The sequence below is a fragment of the Flavobacterium sp. WC2509 genome, from assembly GCF_052683105.1.
Genome location: NZ_JBQZFG010000001.1, coordinates 369857 through 391006 on the forward strand (window position 1 = coordinate 369857; position 21150 = coordinate 391006).

The following is a 21150-nucleotide window of genomic DNA, read 5'->3' on the forward strand; positions in this document are numbered from 1 at the left end:
TAATTTGTATCATCATTCCTCTCTCTTTTTAATTCCCTCTTATTACTTTCGACCTTGTTAAAATCTCAATAAATTCAAGGCTTTAGACTTTGTTAGTAAAAAATATATCAAATTCCATAGTGAGGATTTATCAGTCCTGCTTTCAATATTTACTTAGCATTATTACTTAGGTGCAAGATTAGTGCAGAGGTTGGAGCAACGGTCACGGAAATAGAATCCCCCTTGGCACGTTCCTCGTTCCATTTACCTTTCCAGAAGCCGTTGGAGTCAATAGCCGCACCACCCAGTCTAAAGCCTTCGATTGCACCAGCGTTGTTACCCTTAACGCCGAGCGAGAGGGATTCGACTTTGGAAAACACTTCCTTACCAGAATGCTTCAGAATAATGACACGCGGAGCGGCTCCGATCTCCTTGTTAAGAATGGTCAGGTATATGCTACCGTCATCAGCAAGCACGGCGTGGGCAGAAACCTGAGCCATACCTTCAGAACTAACTTCGACTTTAAAAAGTTTGCCATGACAACCTAGGTCAAAGGCCTTAATACCATAACCGACAGCTTGCGTGGCATAGCCGCCGCTTGGCAGATTCCAGAATGCAGCATAAAAACCGGGCTTGCGGGTAGCGTTGTTGGGAATCAATCCTTTTTTGTATGGAAGCGTACTACCGGTGTGAAAGTTGATGCCAGCCGCTCCGTGCTCTGCCCACCAATAAAGGTAATCAAGTGCCCAGATGGCTCCAGCCATGGAATTACTTGCTCCCGGCGCGCCACCCATGTAATAACTATTCGTTTCATCGATACGGTACGAAAATCCCTCTTTGCTTATCTCTGATCCGAACCCATTATAAAGCTCGGCATATTTTTTATGCCATTCCGGAGACAACATCTCTTTCCATAAAGGAGCTGGGTCACGATCAACCGGAGGTTTTGCATTGCCATACGCATTACCGCCGAAGTAGGCGTGATTACTGAAATAGTCGATCTTCACCATACCCTTAAAAGTTTGAGAATACTTCAATAGCCAGGGCGCGTTGAGATGAACACCTGGGCCATTAATAGCAACATCAGGCACAGCATCGTGCATGGCTTTAATGTGGGCTTTCACATCCGCAAGAAATTCTGGCAACTTATCGACGTAGTATTGATCGGCTTCATTCCCAATGGTTATACCTGTAATTATATCTTTATAGTGATCGTAGATGTGCTTGGCAATTTTGGCACTCTCTTTAGGGTCCCCATTTTTTAGTCTCACGGAATAAGTGACCTTTACTCCTGCACGTTTGGCAAAAGCAAAAAGTTGGTCGATATCTGCCAGACTAGGAGTCTTAGTCATATCGTCCACTGTGTTACCTCCCAGGCGCAAGTGCTTCACACCCAGTTCCCTAAAAAGGGCTACCAGCTTTTCATTCTTGGCACTAAAAAAATACGAGCCGTCTTCGTGTGGCAATACAGCCTCAGTCTCCATGCTGATGCCACTGAACAGCGGGGAAATCGGCTTGGCTCCGGTGGTTGAACCCAAAGTAAGGATAACGGGAGGAGTCCCGATAACAGCCGCTATTGGCTTAGAAGTATTAGCATGCACTTGGCCAAATACAGGCATGGCAATGCTATTAATTAAAATAAATGCAAAACCTACTCTGTAAAACTTCAAAATATTTTTTTTTCTCATTAACTTATTAGCAATTTTTAATTTTTATTGCACCTTATTGGTTATTCAAAAAGTAGCTATTCTTTAAGTTTTGCAATAGAACATTCCTCAAAATAATGGAATGCTCTATTGCCTCAAACTTATTAATCTCTTTTTATTATTCTCGTCGTCGTTAAAGTCTTTCCTTCTGTACTTATCTTAACTAAATAAACTCCCTCTGCCAATGTGGACACATTTAATTTGGCATCGCTGCTTTCCAATTTTTTATTCAATATCATTTGTCCAGCTAGATCAAACACAACTGCTTCAGAAGGACCGCTATATCCTTTAATAGTAATGTTCAATATATCTTTTACAGGAACTGGATAGACTTGAACACTTACATTTTTATCTGTGTCGTCTGTAGCTACAGCGGCAATTTTAGCTGAGGATGATTGCTTTCCTGTCACTGAGTTTTGAGATAAGACAAGCTGCGGACGAAGCGCTGGATCGGTAGTTTCCTTTGAACGAAACGTTACGTCGGAAGCTGCGATTAAAGTAGTTTCTACAATTCGAAGAGATACTATTTTATCCCCTGCAAGTTCCGCCAATGCCTGACTGCTGATATTCCATTCAGCCCAACCTGAGCCTTGACCGCTGATAGTGGCCAACAAAGTACCTGATGCAGGCTTGTTGTTCCAGGTAACACCGGTTTCTGTCCAGGAATCTGTAGGTACATAATACACCTTAAAAGTGTTAGAAGCCACATTGGCACCGGCACCGACTATGTTCAATCGCAAGGTGGCGGTATCAAAATTATTTATACCGTTCAGATCAAATTTCAGGTAAGTATCCCTGTTATATCCAGTATTAACACCATCATATTTAACCACTAACGTGTTCATTGTACCAAAATTGAGATCGGCAGAGCTTCCATCACGCACCAACGCATCTGCCAGCGGAGCGATTGTCGTATTTACAAGAACAGTAACAATTGCTGAAGTGGTAGTAGCACCATTATTATCAGTAGCAACTGCTGTAATTGAATACTTCCCTGCTGTTGCATTACTCCACGAATAACTATAAGGTGCAGTCAAAGCTTCACCTAGCTTTGTAGTCCCCTGAAAAAATTCAACTTTACTGACTGTTCCGTCAGCATCGGCAGCATCTGCCGTAATAGTAAAAGTCGCAGGAGCTGAGGCTATAGTATTGTTTATTGGAGAAGTAACAGACACGGATGGCAATTGATTTTTTGTTAACAAAAGTTGAGGTCGAAGTGTTGAATTGGTCGCTTCCTTCGAATTGAATGTCACGTCGGCATTTGAGCTCAAAAATGTTGAAACTATACGAAGCGACACTATTTTATCTCCCGAAAGTTCTGCTAACGCCTGACTGCTGATATTCCAGTCAACCCATCCCGAACCTTGACCATTGATGGTTGCCAACAAAGTACTTGATGCAGGCTTGTTAGTCCAGTTAACTCCCGTTTCTGTCCAGGAATCTGTAGGAACATAATATACCTGCCAAGTAGTAGAAGCTACATTGGTACCGGCACCAGCAATGTTTAATCGCAAGGTGGCAGTATCTATGTTATTTATACTGTTCAGATCAAATTTTAAATAAGTCTCTCTATTGTATCCGGTATTGACACCATCATATTTAGTGACTAATGTGCTCAATGTACCAAAATTCAGAGCTGCAGAGCTCCCATCGCGTACCAAAGCATCTGCCACAGGAGGTAATATAATTGAGTTACTAACTTGTAAAGACTGGCTTACACTCGATGCAGCATCATAATTGCTATCTCCTGCCTGACTTGCTGTAATGGTACAGCTGCCAAATCCAACTATATGTAATTTACCGCTAACTATGGTGGCAACATTTGCATCAGAAGTCGTATAAGTAATCGGTAAACCTGAATCTGAAGTAGCAGTTAAGGTAATATCTGAGCTACCATTTAATACATTTGATAATGCGTTAAAAGTTATTGTTTGCGGTAATTTTACTGCACCTAATAGAATTTGCTGAATTGTTTTAGACTGAACCGTAGAACCGGGTACCCAATTGGTGCCTCCGTATTCATAAGCCCCTGCGTCTGGAGCTGTTCCCACAAAACCATCTGTGATTCCCGGAACTGCAACACCATAATCTTTTGCTGGCGATGTTGATTGTAGTGTGTAATCATTATTAGTAGGATTGGTAAACCCTGGACTAGATGTCACAAGATTATTACTGGCTGTAGTATATTGATTCCATGGCTTATCCGAAAGATTATTACGTACAGTTTGATTTACAATAGTAGTCCCAGCAACACCCCAAGCACCCATACTATTTGTACATAACCAAGCAGTATTATTATAAATTTCGTGATTTACTGCTGGCATATTGGTACGTAAAGCCGTTACCGCTTTCCATATTACATTGTGATGCACAACAAATAGCGTATCGGCATTATCCAGATAAATTCCCTCACCTAAGTTCTCCGCATGATTATCATGTACCCAATTATAGGCTATTTGAGCCTTATGACCATTTGTACCATAAGTATAAGTAATTCCAAGATCTGACGTAATATATCCAGCGTCAGAAATGTTATTATAGGTAATATTTGTATTCGGGCTTATACGGTGGACAATTGAAGATCGTCCTGCATTACGTAATGTGGAATGCGTAATGTTATGACCCGATCCAATAACATTTATTGGAGCATTATCATTACCTATCCAATCACAATCTTCTACCAAAGAATTGTCCACCGTATTATTTGTCCCACCCACACTTATTCCATCACCCCAACTATGAGCGATGTACGAATTTTTAACAATATTGTTCGTTCCAGAAATAGACACACCTTTATTTTCCCATAAATTAAAATCAGTTCTTTGGAATCCATATTTAAAATTTTTATTATATGGGGTTGGGTATAATACATTTACACCGTCAATGGTACAATTTGAAGAATTCTCCATCTTAATACTTGCAAACAAGAAATTTATTCCAGTAATATTTATATTAGATTTAGAAGACAAATCAAAACCATTCGTGCGTTTTCTGGCCTGTAATTGAGCCAATTTAGAAGGATCTTGAGGATAATAGTATAATGTATCCTTTTGCCAATGCCACTCGTTCACAGCATCAAGAGCATTGAGGTGGTTCGTAATATATCCTTTACCGCTACCAATATAATTGGCTGAATACGTACCTGGCCATGCTGAAGAACGAGTTATACAATGTATTGTATTGCCGCTCGACGCATCGACTACTCCATTAACTGATACCCATTTTTTAGCTACAATGCCTAAAAAAGTTGCCCCTTTCCAATAATTGGAAGATGAACTTAGACCTGTAATCGTGGCATTCCCGCTGGCATCAATAGTAACAGGTGCCCAACTTGCGGTACTTAAATTATTTCCGTCTGAATTTGGGTAGCGCGCCTCTTGTCCCAGCGTATTATTTACTAACAATTGTGTTACTGCACCTTGAACATAGGCTTTATATATTCCGTTTTTATAAGGTTGCCAATTTGAAATAGAGTCGGTACCCATTATTACCACTTTGTCATTATTATACTTTGTAAATACAATAGGACTTCCGGTAGATCCCGAATTTACAGGAGTAACCGTTTCACGATACACTCCACGCATGATATAACATACATCACCAGCCTGAGCAACTGAAGCAGCTTTATTAATTGTCTTGAAAGGCGCTGTAGTGGACATCCCTGAATTGGAATCACTCCCTGTAGGAGAAACATAGTAAGAGGAAAGAACAGCTCTTTTCGTGACCGAACCGACATGAGGCAACTTCCTCTTTATCTGAGGATTTGACTTATTAGAACTTCCATTTAGTGCAAAAAACGGTGTTTTTGCATGAACCATAGTAAAGCTTAAAAAGCAAACTACCATTGAAAATAAAATTTTTTTCATAATTAAATTAATTAATAATTTTTAAATAGTTTTTTGGTTTCAACATTTGGATTGTTCTATGAGCCTAATAGTAAACTCATGTAACAAATTAATCTAAGCCACTTCAGATACGTTCTGTTTTCTGATGTAGTGGCATTTTCAATCCTAATTCTTATGTATTCTTTATGCCTTCCTTTTTATTCTTATATTCTATATTTTTTATTCTCTAATCTTTATTCTCTACTCTTGTCTCATGACTCTCAAATATTCACTCTTATCTCTTCATTTCTTTTTAACTTCAACAATAGAACCTACATACTCATTTTGAGGAAAATCAACCTTAAACAACCCTTATTTAGATAATACCAGCTGTGGGCGAAGTTCTGAAGTCCCTTCTTTCGAAACAAACGTTGCATCAACTGCCCCAACAGAATTGGTCGAAACAATACGAAGCGACAATCTTTTATTTCCCGAAAGTTCTGCTAATGCCTGACTAGTAATATCCCATTCTGCCCATCTATTAACGGCTTGACCAGTGATAGTTGCTAATAAAGTACCAGATTCAGGCTTACTTTTCGAGGTAATAGCTTTTTCTGTCCAAAAATCTGAAGGCACAGCATATACTTGCCAGGTTGTAGTCGTAATGGCGGCAGCTGCAGAATTGATGTATAATCTCAGTACAGCTTTATCAAAAGCACATGCACCTTCCAAGTCAAATTTCATGTAAATTTCCCTATCATATCCAGGACCAGATTTTTTAAGTACTAATGTGGCATTAGATCCAAAATTGGTATCTTCACTAACTCCATCAGTTACATAAGAATCTGCCACAGGAGCTAATTGAGCTACAATTGCAATTGGATTGTTTTCTTTAGATACGACAGGACTTCCGATCTTTCCCGAATCTACAGAAGAAACAACAATTGTTTTTTTGGACAAACCGACTTGTTGTGATTTACCCTTTAGCTCAGAATGTAATTTATCATCACTTCCATTTAATATAGCCGATGTTGTTTGCGCTTGAACGATAGTAAAACTTGCAAAGCAAAATGCCATAAAAAATAAATTCTTTCTCATAATTTCTTAATTTAGTTATTCTAAAAATCAGTTAATTAATTCTAATATTTGGATTAATACATGAGCCTTAAAATAAGACTCATTTAACAAATTAACTTAAGCCACTACACCATCTTTCTATCTCCCGATGTAGTGGCACCTTCAATCCTAATTCTTATGTATTCTTTATGCCTTCCTTTTTATTCTTATATTCTTTATTCTCTAATCTTTATTCTCTACTCTTCTTGACTCTCAGATATTCACTCTTACCTCTTCATTTCTTTTTAACTTCAACAATAGAGCCTCCATACTCATTTTGAGGAAAATCAACCTTAAACAACCTTTATTTAGATAATACCAATTGTGGACGAAGTGCTGCTTCTCCTTCTTTCGAAACAAATGTTACATCAACCGCACCAGTAGCATTTGTAGAAACAATACGAAGCGACAATCTTTTATTTCCCGAAAGTTCTGCTAATGCCTGACTAGTAATATCCCATTCTGCCCATGTTTTAGTGCCTTGACCATTGATAGTTGCTAACAAAGTGCCAGATGCAGGCTTGTTTTTAGAAGTAATAGCTTTTTCTGTCCAAGCATCCATAGGTACAGCATATACTTGCCAGGTTGTAGTAGTGATGGCGGGACCTGCAAAACTGATGTACAATCTCAATACGGCTTTATTAAAAGCATCTGTACCGTCTAAGTCAAACTTCATGTAAATTTCCCTATCAAATCCAGGACTAGATTTTTTAAGTACCAATGCGGCATTAGATCCAAAATTCATATCTGCACTGGCTCCATCAGTTACATAACAATCCGCCACAGGAGCTAATTGAGCTACAGTTGCAACTGGATTGTTTTCTTTAAATACGACAGTACTTGCAGTCATTCCCGAATTTACAGAAGAAACAGCAGCTCTTTTTTTAGACAAAACCGCTTGTTGTGATTTACCCTTTACTTCAGGATTTAATTTATCATCACTTGCATTTAATACAACCGATACTGTTTTCGCCTGAACGATAGTAAAACTTGCAAAGCAAAATGCCATTAAAAATAAATTCTTTCTCATAATTTTTATTTTAGTTATTTAATAAATCATTTAATTACTTTCAACATTTGGATTGTTCTATGAGCCTTAAAATAAAACTCATTTAACAAATTAACTTTAGCCACTACACCATCTTTCCATCTTTCTTTCTATCTTCCGATGTAGTGGCATCTTCAATCCTAATCCTTATATATTCTTTATACCTTCCTTTTTATTCTTATATTCTCTACTTTTTATTCTTCTCTCTCTATTCTTCTCTCTTTATTCTTTTTTAAATTTCCTCGACGATCATTGAACAACCGCCTCTGGCAAGCAATTCTAATTTTAACTTCGAAGCAGAAGAAACCTTCTTATTTTCTATTTTGACATGCGTTGGTGTTTTTACATTTTCTCCTCCATCAGAATAAATAGTTGCCTGATATTTTTTGGAAGGATCCAGGAAATCAAACGAAAAGTCGATCGTACGTTTTTCATTATTAGTTATACAACCCACGAACCATTTTTTGCCACTACGACGTGCCACGGCTATAGATTCACCGATAATTCCACTCAAAATCTTGGTGTCGTCCCAAACTGTAGGCAGTTGGTCAAAAAAGGCTAATTCAGGAACATCCAACACATCTGAAGGGCCATCGTACCAATACAAAAACTGTAATGGACTATAGAACACCACTGTAGCGGCCAATTGATGTGCTGAAGTGTTTTTCAATGAGCGTTCTTCTTTAAGACTCGGCCTAAACTCTTTACGAGTAAAATAACAAAAGGTGTAATCTGCCGGACCGCAAAGAAAACGGGTAAATGGCAAAGTAGTGTTAACGTTTGCATCTGGAAATTCTTCGTTACCACGAACTCCTTCCTGAGACAACAAATTAGGATAGGTACGGCTGAATCCCGTAGGGCGGTACTCATCATGTATATCAACCATAAGGTTGTACTTGGCACATTTGATAACAGCTTCGTGCAACCATGTTGTCCATCGATAACTCCCCACGCTCACAAAGCCAAACTTAATTCCCACAACTCCCCATGACTGGTAAAGCGGCAGAATTTCATCGAGATGATTCTCCAGCGCCCTTTGATTAACATACACCCAAACACCAATTCCTTTGGATTTTGCATACTTTATAACTTCTTCCAAATTCAAATCATTCGCCAAAGAACGATCAGGATCCACGCGGTCATATCGACGAGGGTCTGAATTCATCACTGTTTCGGCACCATACCAACCTGCATCAAATTCCACGTATTGCAATTTTCTCTTTTCGGCAAAATCAACCGCAGTTTTTCCAGCCTTTGTAGTGAGCGAATTTATACGCATAACCTTTCCTGGCTTGATCCAATCCGTATTTTTGATTTTTGATTCAGGATTCAGATTTAGATAAATATCATTATTGGCCAATAAATCAGTAGGCTTTTCAGCAACCATAATCAGTTTCCAAGGCATTTCAAGAGGAGCAAATTCCTCGACCATATCATACATAGAGCTGCGGATAATGTTTTCTTCTCCTTTTTCAACCCTGAATTTGGTACGTGAAAAATTCACTAAAGCAGCTTCACCCAATGCTGCATAAAGCCCATTATCGAATTTTAATGTCAAAGGTCTTTCTGCCTCCCCTTTCCAATCCTTAATCGGCAATAATTCCGGAATCCCCTGAGCCGTATAGGTCAGATAACAAAAAGTCTTTTCGGGAACCGCAAACGTGGTCTTGTCTGAGGTAATTTTCATAAAATCTCCCCCTCTTCTGTATCCTGTTGCGTTTTCTCTTTCTGCAAATACATATCTAAAAGCGATTCCCTCATTATAAGCACGTACGACAACATGCAATTTTGAATCTTTCCCTTCTCGCTTAACGATGAATATGGTTTGATTGTAATTATCATGTATCTCGGAACGCTCGCCGTAAATGGGCTTCCACACCGTATTATTTGTACTTTTTTCTTCTTTTTCTATTGTAAAGCCACTGTCCCAACCGTTGATTCCCATATTGGAGTTTAAAATAACGGGGGTTCCTTTATAGGAGACATCATAAATTAACTCTCCCTTAGCTTTTGGAGAATCTGCTGTGCGAATATTGAGTTTAAGTTTGCCGTTAGGCGAAGTAACCGTATAGCCATCGGCTGCAAAAGATTTTTTCGTAAATAAGAGCATTACTGCTATTATTAAAAAGGTCGTTTTTTTCATTTTTAGTTTTTAAAAATCATTAGTAATAGAAATTAATGACACCAGTAAAGTCATTATCAAAAATATATGTTCTTTATTTGAGCTCCTTTTATTGTTTAACTTCAACAGTAGATCCCGCATACTCATTTTGAGGAAAATCAACTTTAAACTCAGTTGCTTCTTTAGTACCTGTATTTGTAAGGGTTAGCGTTGCTGTTGTTTCCTTATACAAAGGATCAGCCATTGCTATTATGCGTTGACCGCTAAAGTTTTTGATCATCAAAATACAAGGCTTATCAACCTTTATTTCTGTAGAAGCCACCTTTATGGAACCTGGTTCATAAAAAACAAGCTGCAGTATGTCCAAAGGCTTATGGTAAACCGCCTGTATAGCCGAATTATTGGCAATAATCTCCAGTTCATTCGCTTTAAACTTGTTCATTTCTTTCTCGCTTTTTACTCCTGGAAGTACGATATAGGCATACTCGGCATTTTGCGGTTTTACCCCATGATCAAGCCACAGTTTAAATACATTCCCTGTAATCTCATCCTTGGAGTAAGAATTATTGATATGATACCAGTTCCCTTTTTGGACATTTGTACTCAAAGTGATATCGCCGCCTTGTGGAAAATAATAACCAACATTGTCGTGTAAAAACCAAGTTTTTGATTTATCCTTACTTGTAACTATTGTATCTTTTGCTATTGGATTATTTTTTAATGAACTCTCTGTATCCCCCTTTAACCAGCACTGATTAATGGTTGTGTTAACATTTTCTGGTTCATCACTTTTAATGTCCGTTCCCAAACACACAATTTCATTATCAAAAAAGAACCAGGCTTTTTTTGCTTGAAGATTATCAAAATTCAGCATATAACCGTTGGCCCCATAAACTCCATCACTAACTCCTCCAGCAAAATCATTACTGCCGGACTCACCCCAAGATATCGTCTCTATTTTGTCATTCACATAATCTCTGCTGGTTATACCTGGAATTTTATCCCATTCCCAAACAGGCATGATGTTATAATATTCCGGACCAGTAATTTGGATATTGGTTGCTCCATTAGATATATATCGGCCTAACAAATTTTCATTGTTACCTGTTTCACAACGTATAGTGCGTTTACTTGCCATGCGCACATTAAACGAATAGCTCGGTCTTTGATGCAAGGCATAATCCGAATTAAAATATTGATTATGTGCCGCTGTAATCTTGTAAGATGGTGTTTCTTTTCCGCTGATTCGCAGTTGGGCAGCATCCCATTCCGACCTGTTTAAAGGATCGACCTCTTTTGCAAGCAATAATTTACCACCTGCACCACTCATATCCAACGCATTTGGCCTGCTTAAACTACGTCCCATAACACTAAAATCAGAGTATTTCGAACGAATGGTTTTAAGATAGGTGTCTTTAAAAAATTTGGACAGAAGTGCCATTTTATCAGAACTTAAGGTATAGGGAGTCCCATTTACATAATTAGCTACTTTAAAAACACCCTCTAGAAATACGGTACCATAACCTCCAACATACAATTGTAGTCCATGTTGCATATAAGAGTTATCGTACTGCATACCTTCTTTTTTATAAACTAAACTAACTGGACTAAAAAATTCTTTTAAAGAATAATTCAGTAAGGCATCATCTTCAGTCAATAAAGCTCTGTAGAAAAAATGCTGTGCAATATCTGTTTTATTGGCTCCGGTCCATTTTTCAGGATCACTCTGTTTCATTCTTTCAATAAGTTTTTGCTGCAGTAAAGCATCGATTTTCTTATTGCCATAGTTCATCATAATAAGCGATTCACCTATCGATTTGGGTGTACAGATTTGATTCCACCACCAATTATCGCTTTTTGGATCTAAATTATACCAATATTGCAATGCATTAGTGATGTCTTTAAATACTTTATCATCGGCATAATAGCTGCTATTTTTTGTGACATAAGCTTTAATAAGCGTTTGTATGTTTACCAAATGTTTCTCTGGAGGCCAAACAGCAAATTCTTTACTCGAATACTCTATGTCCGGCCAGCTTCCATCTGGTTTTATAGTAGCTAAATTTTTATCAACTAACTTACTGTCCGGCAGGCTGCGTGTCAAGTCCTTTACTATTTTATCAGTAATTGTTTGGGAAACTATGCTCTTATTCATTTGAGAAAAAGCAGTGTTAATTCCTCCCATAAGGAAAAACACAAACAATACAGCGTGAGAAAAATGGAATTGATTATATTTTTTTTTCATTTGAATAAAGAGTTTTTTTTATACAAGCTACCTTGGGGCACAGGCTCCAGAGCTATTAATTGACATTATTTTTTTGAAGTAGAACTACAAGAACTTAATCCTAAAGAGTTTAAAATATTATTTCTCTTTTATGGGATGGAACATTACAGATACCATTTTTTATATCTCAGCAATGCTTCTAAGAAATAATAATCGGCATAAGTTAGCGTTGTGTCAATCTCAGAATGAGCAGGGATGTTCCCTACATTATGCATCAACAAATAACCTCCATTTTCTCCTGGTTTAGCCAGATAAGTTGCAGAGGATAAACTGCGAATAATTTTTTCAGCAGTCTTAACGTATGTATTACTTTGTTCCTTGCCAACATATTGTGCCAATTCCAATAATGCTGAAGCATTGATGGCAGCCGAAGATGCATCGCGGTAGGCATTGGGAATACCAGGAGCATTGAAATCCCAGTAAGGGACAAGGTCGGATGGCATATTGGGATTAGTAAAGATAAATTTCTCGATCTTTTGTGCCTGATCCAAATAGCGTTTATCCTTTGTAAATCTATACATCATCGTATAACCATACAACCCCCAAGCTTGTCCTCGGCTCCAGGCGCTTTCATCTGCAGTACCTTGATTAGTAACTTTTTTATGAATTTCCCCAGTGTTTAAATTATAATCTACCACATGGTAACTGCTATTATCTGCACGAAAATGATTTTTGAGCGTAGTGTTGGCATGGTTTCTGGCAATATCGGCAAAACTTTTGTCGGCGCTGTTTTGACTGGCCCATTCTAACATCTCCAGATTCATCATATTATCAATAATCACTGGACCAATAAGGCCATGCTTTTTCATTATCTCATCAACATTCCATGATTGGATTACTTTGGCATTAGGACGATAACGTGTTACCAATGATTTTGATGATTGAATGATTATGTCTTTATAGGCAGGGTCTTTGAAAAGACGATACGCATTTCCATAACTACAATACATCATGAAACCCAAATCGTGATTCTCGGTATAATTTTGTACCGGCTTCAAAAGTGCAAGGCGTTTTTTAGCATCGCTTAGAATAACAGGATTCTTCGTGTATTCATAGATATACAATAAAGAACCCGTAAAAAAACCGCTGGTCCACCAGTAGATGTCACTGTTTTTATTGCGATTTTTTTCAAATGTTTTCGGCATGGAGTCCAATGGAGTATTTTTCTCCAAAAGCTGGTATTGTTTTACAGCCAGTTTAAAATTATCAGCAATTATTTTTTTCATTTCTAAACTATTCTTTGATTTCTGAGCCAAGGAGCCAAGACAAGAAAAGAAGAGGAATAAGAGGATTAATTTTCTCATTTTTAAAATTCTAGTGGTTTATTTTGTGTAGTTAAAAAGAAAGCAAATTTTGTAAAATCCCTGAGAGTTATATTTCTCCGGTACAACGAAATAAGTTTTAAAACATAAATGCTTGTTTATCTTATTATTGATGCTTTACTATTATGTATATACTTAAATACCAAATATGGGTGACAAAAAATTTACTTTTTTTTAAACTAACATTAACATTATAATTAGACGGAGTTTATATCGAAGTTGTTTTAACCCAGATTTCAAGAAAGTAGCTTTGGGACTTTGACAATGGAGAGCTAACTTTAATAAAGGCTAAATAATTTTAACAGCAAGGAACGCAAGGATTTTGATTCTTAAAAAAGCACAACGAACACAACACTTTGCGAGCCTTACGAAATATAGAGATTGCAATAAAAACCTTGCGTACTTTGCGGTAAATAAAAAGAGTTAGATAGAATATTATCAAATTTATTCCAGTAATTTTTAAACTTAAATGGTATAAGGATACTCTTGAGAAAACATAAAACATCAATTTTGATTTATTTGTGGTGATGTTTTTTTTTTGTGTAAAAAAAATAAACCCCGAACTGACGATTCTTTTACCGTCCTATTTTGTGCTCTTGAGCTAAGACTTGAAGATTACAAAGAATAGAAGTTTTTTAAACAAAGAAAGCGCCTAAAAATTTTAGACGCCTTCTTTATTTTGAAGCTTAATTTCTAAATTCGCTTATTATTTTTTAATCACTTTTTGAGTGTAAGATGATTTGCCATCTGTTACTTTTACTAAATAAATTCCAGCTGCTGCGCTTGATAAAGAAACAGTTGCTGAAGTAGTGTTACTAACTGTAGAAGCTACTGTTTTTCCAGATAAATCAACTACCTGAACAGCGATAGCTGCAGTTGCTCTTGGAGCGTTAATGTTTAAAACATTAGTAATTGGATTAGGATACATCTGGATTCCTTCTGCGATAGTATTTTTTTGTGTAGATAAGCTAGTGTTGTTTGTGTAGGTAATTTTATTTGATGTGTAAATTGTTGTACCTGTACCTGCTGATGGTGTCATTGTAGTAAATGTTCCTGTGTTAGCAACAGTATAGGTTCCAAAATTGAAGGCAGCTCCAAGTGCTGGGGTATATCCGTTAATATAATCAATTTTAAGTGTTGTGTTGGTGCCTATGGTTGTGTTTCCAGTTACTGCTAATTGGCTGTAGTCAGTACCTGCTACAGCAGTTCCTTTTGCTTCTACGCGCATAGTACCATTATCGGCTAATGTAAAATTTCCAGTTACGATTAATTTTTTTACACTTGTATCTCCTGTAGGTAGACCAAAAGTTAAGGTGTTTACAGTAGGGTTTCCGGTTATGGTGGTGGTTCCTGTTCCAGCGTTGAATGCGGTATCTAAATTAATACTGTTGAAGGTTTCGCCTCCAGTAGCTAATTTGAAATAAGAAGTAGTGTATCCGCCTGAAATGGTAAGATTTGAGGTAGCGCTTCCTGTTATCGTGCCTGTTCCAGTAGTGGGTGATTCATTTCTGATTAAAGTTGTCTGTAGGCTAAATCCTGCAAGGTCAAGGTTTTTTGCGTTAGCGTTATTAAAGAATATTGGGTCATAAATGACACAATCTCCAGCTAAGGTTAGATTTCCAGCAGGGTTAAGAGCAATTTGAAGGCCTGCAAATTTATCTTTTAATCCTGGAACTTGTTTTAAATTAATAGTTTTTCCAGAACCAACTATGTATATAGCTCTGTCGCTATTAACGTCGTGCATAGCTGTTGCTCCTGTAATATTTCCGTATGTGCTGAAATTACCACCTGCAGTTAACGTTACTCCATCTCCATTTGTTCTTATTGTCCCATTCCAGTTTAGAGTTCCATTAGTTCTAAATACACTTCCAGAGACTGTATTTGTGGTAATTGAACCTCCTTGGTCGATTGTTAAATTCCCTGTAATTGTAGTAGTGATGGCGGTGGTCATATTTGCGGTTACGCTTCCCCCTGATTTAATTGTTAAAGCACCAATAGTCATGGCTACTGTGTTGGTAATTGTAACTACTCCTCCGCTTAAAACAGTAAAAGTGTCGGTAGCTGCAAAGGCAGGATTGCTGTAACCTGTAGCTCCAGTAGGATCATTTGTCCAGTTTGTGGCGGCTCCAGCCGCTGTGATGCTAGACGTTGTATTGGTATACCAAGCTGCAGCAAGGGCTTTGTTAGTAAAACTGCAAATAAGTAGAAGTAAAATAAGTGTAATTTTTTTCATTGTTTTTGTTTTAGGTTAAATAATTAATTTTATGAAAAGGTTGTCATTAAAAGCAAATTTTATAAAATTCCTGAGAGCAATATTTATCTGATACAACGAAATAAGTTTTAAAACATAAATGCTTATTTAACTCATTATTGATGCTTTACTATTAGATATAAATAATTAAAGATCAAATATGGGTGACAAAAAATTTACTTTTTTTTAATTAAACATTAACATTATAATTTTGCTAAGTTCATATTGAAGTTGTTCTAAAACACTTTTACCATTTTGATATTGCACCAATTTGGGATTATACTGGATTTCTGCAGTGGGAATGGGAAATAAAACCTGAATATTGGAGTTTAGGATAACAGTGATATATTAGGAGATCTCATAGATTAGTCTCTCTTAGCTCTACATCATGAAGTTAAGAGCATTTATAAAAAACAGCACGCAGATTTTAACAGATTTTTTTACTCATTTATCTGCGTAAATCTGCAACCCGAGCCTTAGCGAGCTGACGAAGTAAACCGTGCCGATAAAGGAGAGTAAGCAATAAAAGTTTCAACATGCTACAGTAAGTTGAAATCTAGAGATTCATTATTTTATTTTTTGAATGAAACTTATCTAACAAATGTGTATTTTTGTTTTGGTCACAGTAAGTCCAAACAGTTCTTACAATGCCAAACTAATGAGGATTGTATTTTACAAGAAACATTGGTATTTTACCAATTAGAAATTTCGCAACGATTTAATACCTTTACTGCATGGAAACAAACACTAAGCCAAAACACATTGGGCGTAATATTAGCCGAATCAGAGAATTGAGAGGGATGAAACAAGAAGCTTTGGCAATTGCTATGGGAGTAAGTCAGCAAACGGTTTCTAGTATGGAAAATAGTGAGACTATAGAGGAAGAAAAATTGAAAGAAATTGCAAAAGCATTAGGAGTTACTCCACAAGCCATTACTAATTTTTCTGAGGATGCTGTTTTTAATTTTTTTAATAATTTTTATGATAATAGTTCCAGTCAAGGAAATAGTTTCAATCAAGGTATGTTTGCAACATTTAATCCCCTTGATAAAGTTGTGGAATTGTACGAACGTTTAGTACAAGCAGAGAAGGAAAAAACAGAATATTTAGAAAGACTTTTTAAGGATAAAATCTGAAAATTGCATGAAAACAAAAACAAAAAATCACGACTCAATAGTCGTGATTTTTTGTTTATTGGAGTGTATATTTTAGATCTATTTAACCCGATCGCTCGGATATGTAATAAATATCTCGCACGGATAGCACGATTTTGCACACGAGATAGCGAACTGGCGAAGCAAATCTGCGTGCAAAAAAAACAATCCCTTAACGTAATGACATTAACCTTAACTTTGGAGAATCTGTGGTGTGAAGACTTAGTTTATGTTTACTATTGCGGCGAATACCCGAGAATATTCCCCGAGTTACTTATTATCATCAATTAATTTTTTCAAAGTAACCGTTGGTTTTAATTACTATCTTACGAAACAGTGCTTTGAATCACTGAAGATTATTTAAGATGTCTTGTAATAGCTTAGGTGCACTTTTCTTTAGCATTTCCCTATCCTTACTCTTATTCCATTCATCCAAAAATGCAGGTAAGCTCGTGTCTGTGGTAAAATTATTATCCCTTGCGGTAACTAGGTAATCCGCATTGGGTAGATCACTTACCGTTCTAAAATAATTTTTATGCCCCAATGGATTTGTGAAATTTCCAACGGTATTACCGATAAAAGAATTAGTATTCACATATATCCGTTCTTCCTTCATGAAATTTGCAAGTTCTGGATAGTGGGCAAGATAAACACTGGATATCGAACCATCCTTTGAGTATTTTTCATTCCACTGTTTTGTAAAATAATCGGAATAGCGTTTTTTACCCCAGGTTGTAAAATGAAAACTAACTTCGAAGGTTTCACTACAATCTAGAAAAATGTTGTTCTGAACAATGATGTGAGAACCTGTATTGGTAAATACTGCGATAACCTGATTACCTGGATTACCAATTTTATAGAAAAGATTATGATCTACCAGCCACCCTGCGGTTCCCTCATCAGCATAAACGGCGTGAACATGTTTATCTAACAAACCGATGTCATGAAAATAATTACCTCTGATCACCTGCCCACGCATGAGCTGATTAGCACCCAGAAAAGCATAGATGCCACCAAAATCCTTAAACTCATACAAAATGTCGTGAATTTCATTGCTTTCGATCAAATGGTCATTTCCTGAGATGGTGATCGCGCCATGTGGTGCATTAAATAGGTTGTTTTTTAACACTTTGTTACCAACTCCGGCCAATGCAATGGCAGGCGTGTAAACCCTATTATAATAGGCCCAATCATATATCTGACAATGTTGAACCACGTTATTCGACTTAGTTAGTGTTTCAGTGTCGCCACCATTAAGGCTTATAGCAGTGCCGCCAATGGCATGGATCTGGCAATTGTCTATTACTACGTTATTGCCTTTTACCGCCAGCGCTCCTTTGCCCAAATTGCTAAACTCACAGTTCAAAAAAGCAATGTCATTACATTCTTCAAGATTAACTGCCCGACTTCTACCAAGTTGGAAAGCAATTTGCTTAAACGTGACATGGCTAACTCCTTTGAGCTGGATCATGTCACTCGGGAGATCAGTTAATTGTAGGATAGATTTTTTTGAATCAAAATCTAAAGGCGGGTAAAAATATAACTTGCCAGCAGCCCTATCTATATAATACTCTCCTGGGACATCAATCTCTTCAAGCAAGTTGCAGGCAAAGAAAAAAGAGCCATCCGCTTTTAGGTCATATTTTTCTTTATACAGTAAAGAAATCGTTTTATTAATCGTGTCGATCTTATTCACTTTGTTTAATGACCATGCCCAATCTCTCGCAAAAATACCGTCAACCCAGACATCATTTGCATTTAGCCATTTTTTAACCCTTGCGTCGGTATATTCAAATGTGCCACTGTAGGCTTTTTGTGATGCTTGCACTCCCTCCACGGGTAATTCTACTTTTTCCAATCCCGGATCGACCACTTTATTGATAGGTATTACAGTGGTTCTCTTTTTTAACAAGTAAGGATCCCCCGCATTCGGGTAACGGGCAAGGGTCATCCTTGAGCCATTATAAAACAACTGGGTTGGTGGAGTCTCATCAGGACGCCCAAAGCCAATAGGTTTAATTTCTCCCAGATCAAGGGCTCCGTCCTTTTTAAGATCATACTCTAGTACTTTGTTCCTGGCTTCTGGGCTAATGATGCGGGCCTTTATTTGGGAGTCTGAGATTTCTCTAAAAAAGTTGTTCTTTACTATTTTTCCAGCGCTAATAATTACTTTTCCTAATCCGCTGATCAGCACAGGAGCTGTATTCTCATTTTTTAAGTTTAATATAATTGGCTGAGTGAGCGTATAGGTGCCTGGCTTAAAATCAATAAATAAAGTGTCGGTTGCCCCAGCTTTAGTTTTATGACGCGTTATTTCTTTGATTAGCTTTTCAGGCCAGTTGACATCTTTTGGCTTTAAGCTAAGATGGGTATTGGTTGGTTTTATAACCCCTCGTATGGTGTTGCTGCATTTTGAAGAAGAAGTTAGGATTGATTTTGCAAATTGTGTTTGCGAAATCAATAAGATGGCTAGTAAACTAGTAATGTATCTCTTTTTCATATATGTAAAAGTTATTTATTATAGGCATATATATTATGCTTCGCCATTTCGCTAACGCTCGTGTCGCCTATTTATTTATTGGTATTTGCTTCACTGAGTTAATATTTTTCATAGGTGTTCAGCGAATTTCATTTGCTTACGCAAACCTTTTGCTAATGGCGATTTCATTTAGATTTATTGTTTTATAAAATTCAGGAATACCACATCATTTTCATTAATCTTAATATCTCTGCTGTATTTCCCTTTGGAATCGATAGTTATTTTTTCTATGGCAATTGGCTCGCCATTATTCTTTTGTTTCAGGATATTTACTTGTTCCTTAGTTAGATCATGTGGTTTATTCATTCCTAAATAGTCTGTGTAAACATCATTAACTTTGTATCCAACTTTGTATATTTCCAAAGTATATTTCCCTTTTTGGAGTCCAGCTACTTCAATTTTTACGCTTCCTTTTGGTTTGGAAGGTAAATCTTTATTATAATATTGCTGATTATTAACTGCATCGCCGGGATGCGTATTCGTATAATCCCAAAATAGCAGCTGCATATCTCCTTTTTTGTTTTTGGTAGCCCAAGATTCCGTATCGCTATTTTGAAGTTCCGTTGCTCCCAATTTGTTCAAAAAAGAATAGGAGAAATAAGCCGGTTTCTTAATCCCTTGAGTATTCATCAATCCGAATCCACCGTGAAAAGGAGTAAATCTTGGACCAGCTTCCTCAAAAATATCAGTAAAAACCCAATAAGACATAGAATTTGCCGCATTACCCACTTGTTTGAGTTTTTGAAGAATAAAAGCCGCCGAATGATAACTGTCGTGAATTGGATCAGTCGGAGTTGGTGATGTACTCCATTCGGTATAATGCAATTCAAGATTTGGCTTTGCAGAACTTGCAATTTGCTTGCGAGAATTAATAACATTCCTGCTTACACTTTCTTCGTCTTTACTCAAAATATGTCCCTTAGTTCCAAATTCATCCACAAAACCACTCTTAGTCCCGTAAGTATGTGTTGAAATAAAATCTATCGGAACATTGTTCTCGTTGCAAAATGCAATTGTTTCCGGAACCCAAGCCGCTCCGGCAGTTCCGGGACCTCCCACTTTATAAGCTGGATTTACGCTCTTGACGGCTCTTGCCGAATAATCATACAATTTAAAATAGTCCTCTCGAGTTCCCTTCCAAAAAATATTTGCTAAATTGGGTTCGTTCCAAACTTCAAAATACCAAGTCTTTACCTCTTCGGCACCATAGCGTTCCGTAAAATGCTGTGTTAGATTACGGATTAGGTCTTCCCATTTTTTATAATCTTTCGGAGGCGTTATATTTCCTTTCCACCAAAAAATGGTTTGGCTTCCGCTGGCCAATGCCGAAGGCATAAATCCTAATTCTACAAAAGGCTTCATTTTGATATTCAAAAGAAAATCAAAAAGAGCGTCAATATATTGATAATTGTATTCGGGATTTCCATTTTTGTCTTCACGATAAACCCCCATATCATCAGTCAATAAACCATGCATCCGAATGTATTTAAAATCACATTCCTTTTTTAGCAAAGTCAGTTGTTGCTGCCAGTCTGCCCGCAATCCTTCATTGGCTCTTCCTGCTCCAATACATTCTTTGAACATGGTATTAAGTGCTCCTGTCGATTTATTATAATCCACTTTTATGATTCTGTCGGCAATGACTTTATTGGTAGTGCCATCATTTTGCCCCAACAGTTTAACGTTGTTTAGACATAGGGAAATAATTAATAGTGCTAAAAGTTTCTTCATTTTATAGATTATTTTATATGACTGTTCGCTAAGCGGACTAATAACCCAATAAAGCACGCAGATGACACGGATTT

General features: G+C 37.1%; 11 protein-coding genes. 1 reads left to right on the plus strand and 10 read right to left on the minus strand.

Annotation, left to right across the window (positions count from 1 at the left end; genetic code table 11):
- Positions 1–149: 149 nt before the first annotated feature.
- The 8 genes from ACUN3A_RS01350 to ACUN3A_RS01385 all read right to left on the minus strand — a co-directional run bounded on the left by ACUN3A_RS01350 (position 150) and on the right by ACUN3A_RS01385 (position 15634).
- Complete coding sequence (locus tag ACUN3A_RS01350) at positions 150–1667, minus strand: hypothetical protein (protein ID WP_445549554.1); 1518 nt, start codon at positions 1665–1667, stop codon at positions 150–152.
- Between the two features lie 122 nt (positions 1668–1789).
- Entirely contained in the window at positions 1790–5551 is a 3762-nt protein-coding gene (locus tag ACUN3A_RS01355; RefSeq protein ID WP_445549555.1) for a CBM96 family carbohydrate-binding protein, read from the minus strand.
- A 330-nt stretch (positions 5552–5881) separates the two neighbouring features.
- Positions 5882–6607, minus strand: coding sequence for a CBM96 family carbohydrate-binding protein (locus tag ACUN3A_RS01360; protein ID WP_445549556.1), 726 nt, complete (start codon positions 6605–6607; stop codon positions 5882–5884).
- A 322-nt stretch (positions 6608–6929) separates the two neighbouring features.
- Positions 6930–7655 (minus strand): CBM96 family carbohydrate-binding protein, encoded by a 726-nt coding sequence (locus ACUN3A_RS01365; RefSeq protein ID WP_445549557.1) that lies wholly within the window; start codon positions 7653–7655, stop codon positions 6930–6932.
- Between the two features lie 250 nt (positions 7656–7905).
- Positions 7906–9816: a glycoside hydrolase family 97 catalytic domain-containing protein gene (locus tag ACUN3A_RS01370; RefSeq protein ID WP_445549558.1), complete on the minus strand. Its 1911-nt coding sequence runs from the start codon at positions 9814–9816 to the stop codon at positions 7906–7908.
- 88 nt (positions 9817–9904) lie between these two features.
- Positions 9905–12040, minus strand: a complete 2136-nt coding sequence (gene cslA, locus ACUN3A_RS01375; RefSeq protein WP_445549559.1) for a chondroitinase-AC — start codon at positions 12038–12040, stop codon at positions 9905–9907.
- 143 nt (positions 12041–12183) lie between these two features.
- The gene (locus ACUN3A_RS01380; RefSeq protein WP_445549560.1) at positions 12184–13305 is read right to left on the minus strand and encodes a glycoside hydrolase family 88 protein; all 1122 of its coding nucleotides are present in this window, start codon (positions 13303–13305) and stop codon (positions 12184–12186) included.
- Positions 13306–14107: 802 nt separating this feature from the next.
- Positions 14108–15634: a T9SS type A sorting domain-containing protein gene (locus ACUN3A_RS01385; RefSeq protein ID WP_445549561.1), complete on the minus strand. Its 1527-nt coding sequence runs from the start codon at positions 15632–15634 to the stop codon at positions 14108–14110.
- Between the two features lie 752 nt (positions 15635–16386).
- Here ACUN3A_RS01385 and ACUN3A_RS01390 point away from each other — a divergent pair.
- Positions 16387–16788 carry a helix-turn-helix domain-containing protein gene (locus ACUN3A_RS01390; protein WP_445549562.1) on the plus strand — a complete coding sequence of 134 codons (402 nt, stop codon included), beginning with the start codon at positions 16387–16389 and terminating at the stop codon, positions 16786–16788.
- Positions 16789–17152: 364 nt separating this feature from the next.
- On the opposite strand, the gene ACUN3A_RS01395 is transcribed toward ACUN3A_RS01390, so the two are convergent.
- Positions 17153–19306: a right-handed parallel beta-helix repeat-containing protein gene (locus tag ACUN3A_RS01395; RefSeq protein ID WP_445549563.1), complete on the minus strand. Its 2154-nt coding sequence runs from the start codon at positions 19304–19306 to the stop codon at positions 17153–17155.
- Positions 19307–19480: 174 nt separating this feature from the next.
- Entirely contained in the window at positions 19481–21076 is a 1596-nt protein-coding gene (locus tag ACUN3A_RS01400; RefSeq protein WP_445549564.1) for a GH39 family glycosyl hydrolase, read from the minus strand.
- Positions 21077–21150: the final 74 nt, after the last annotated feature.

Coding starts and splice junctions, on each gene's coding strand:
- ACUN3A_RS01400 (WP_445549564.1), bottom strand. CDS start 21,076: ATGAAGAAACTTTTAGCACTATTAATTATTTCCCTATGTCTAAACAAC.
- ACUN3A_RS01395 (WP_445549563.1), bottom strand. CDS start 19,306: ATGAAAAAGAGATACATTACTAGTTTACTAGCCATCTTATTGATTTCG.
- ACUN3A_RS01380 (WP_445549560.1), bottom strand. CDS start 13,305: ATGAAAAAAATAATTGCTGATAATTTTAAACTGGCTGTAAAACAATAC.
- ACUN3A_RS01390 (WP_445549562.1), top strand. CDS start 16,387: ATGGAAACAAACACTAAGCCAAAACACATTGGGCGTAATATTAGCCGA.
- ACUN3A_RS01360 (WP_445549556.1), bottom strand. CDS start 6,607: ATGAGAAAGAATTTATTTTTTATGGCATTTTGCTTTGCAAGTTTTACT.
- ACUN3A_RS01365 (WP_445549557.1), bottom strand. CDS start 7,655: ATGAGAAAGAATTTATTTTTAATGGCATTTTGCTTTGCAAGTTTTACT.
- cslA (WP_445549559.1), bottom strand. CDS start 12,040: ATGAAAAAAAAATATAATCAATTCCATTTTTCTCACGCTGTATTGTTT.
- ACUN3A_RS01355 (WP_445549555.1), bottom strand. CDS start 5,551: ATGAAAAAAATTTTATTTTCAATGGTAGTTTGCTTTTTAAGCTTTACT.
- ACUN3A_RS01385 (WP_445549561.1), bottom strand. CDS start 15,634: ATGAAAAAAATTACACTTATTTTACTTCTACTTATTTGCAGTTTTACT.
- ACUN3A_RS01350 (WP_445549554.1), bottom strand. CDS start 1,667: ATGAGAAAAAAAAATATTTTGAAGTTTTACAGAGTAGGTTTTGCATTT.
- ACUN3A_RS01370 (WP_445549558.1), bottom strand. CDS start 9,816: ATGAAAAAAACGACCTTTTTAATAATAGCAGTAATGCTCTTATTTACG.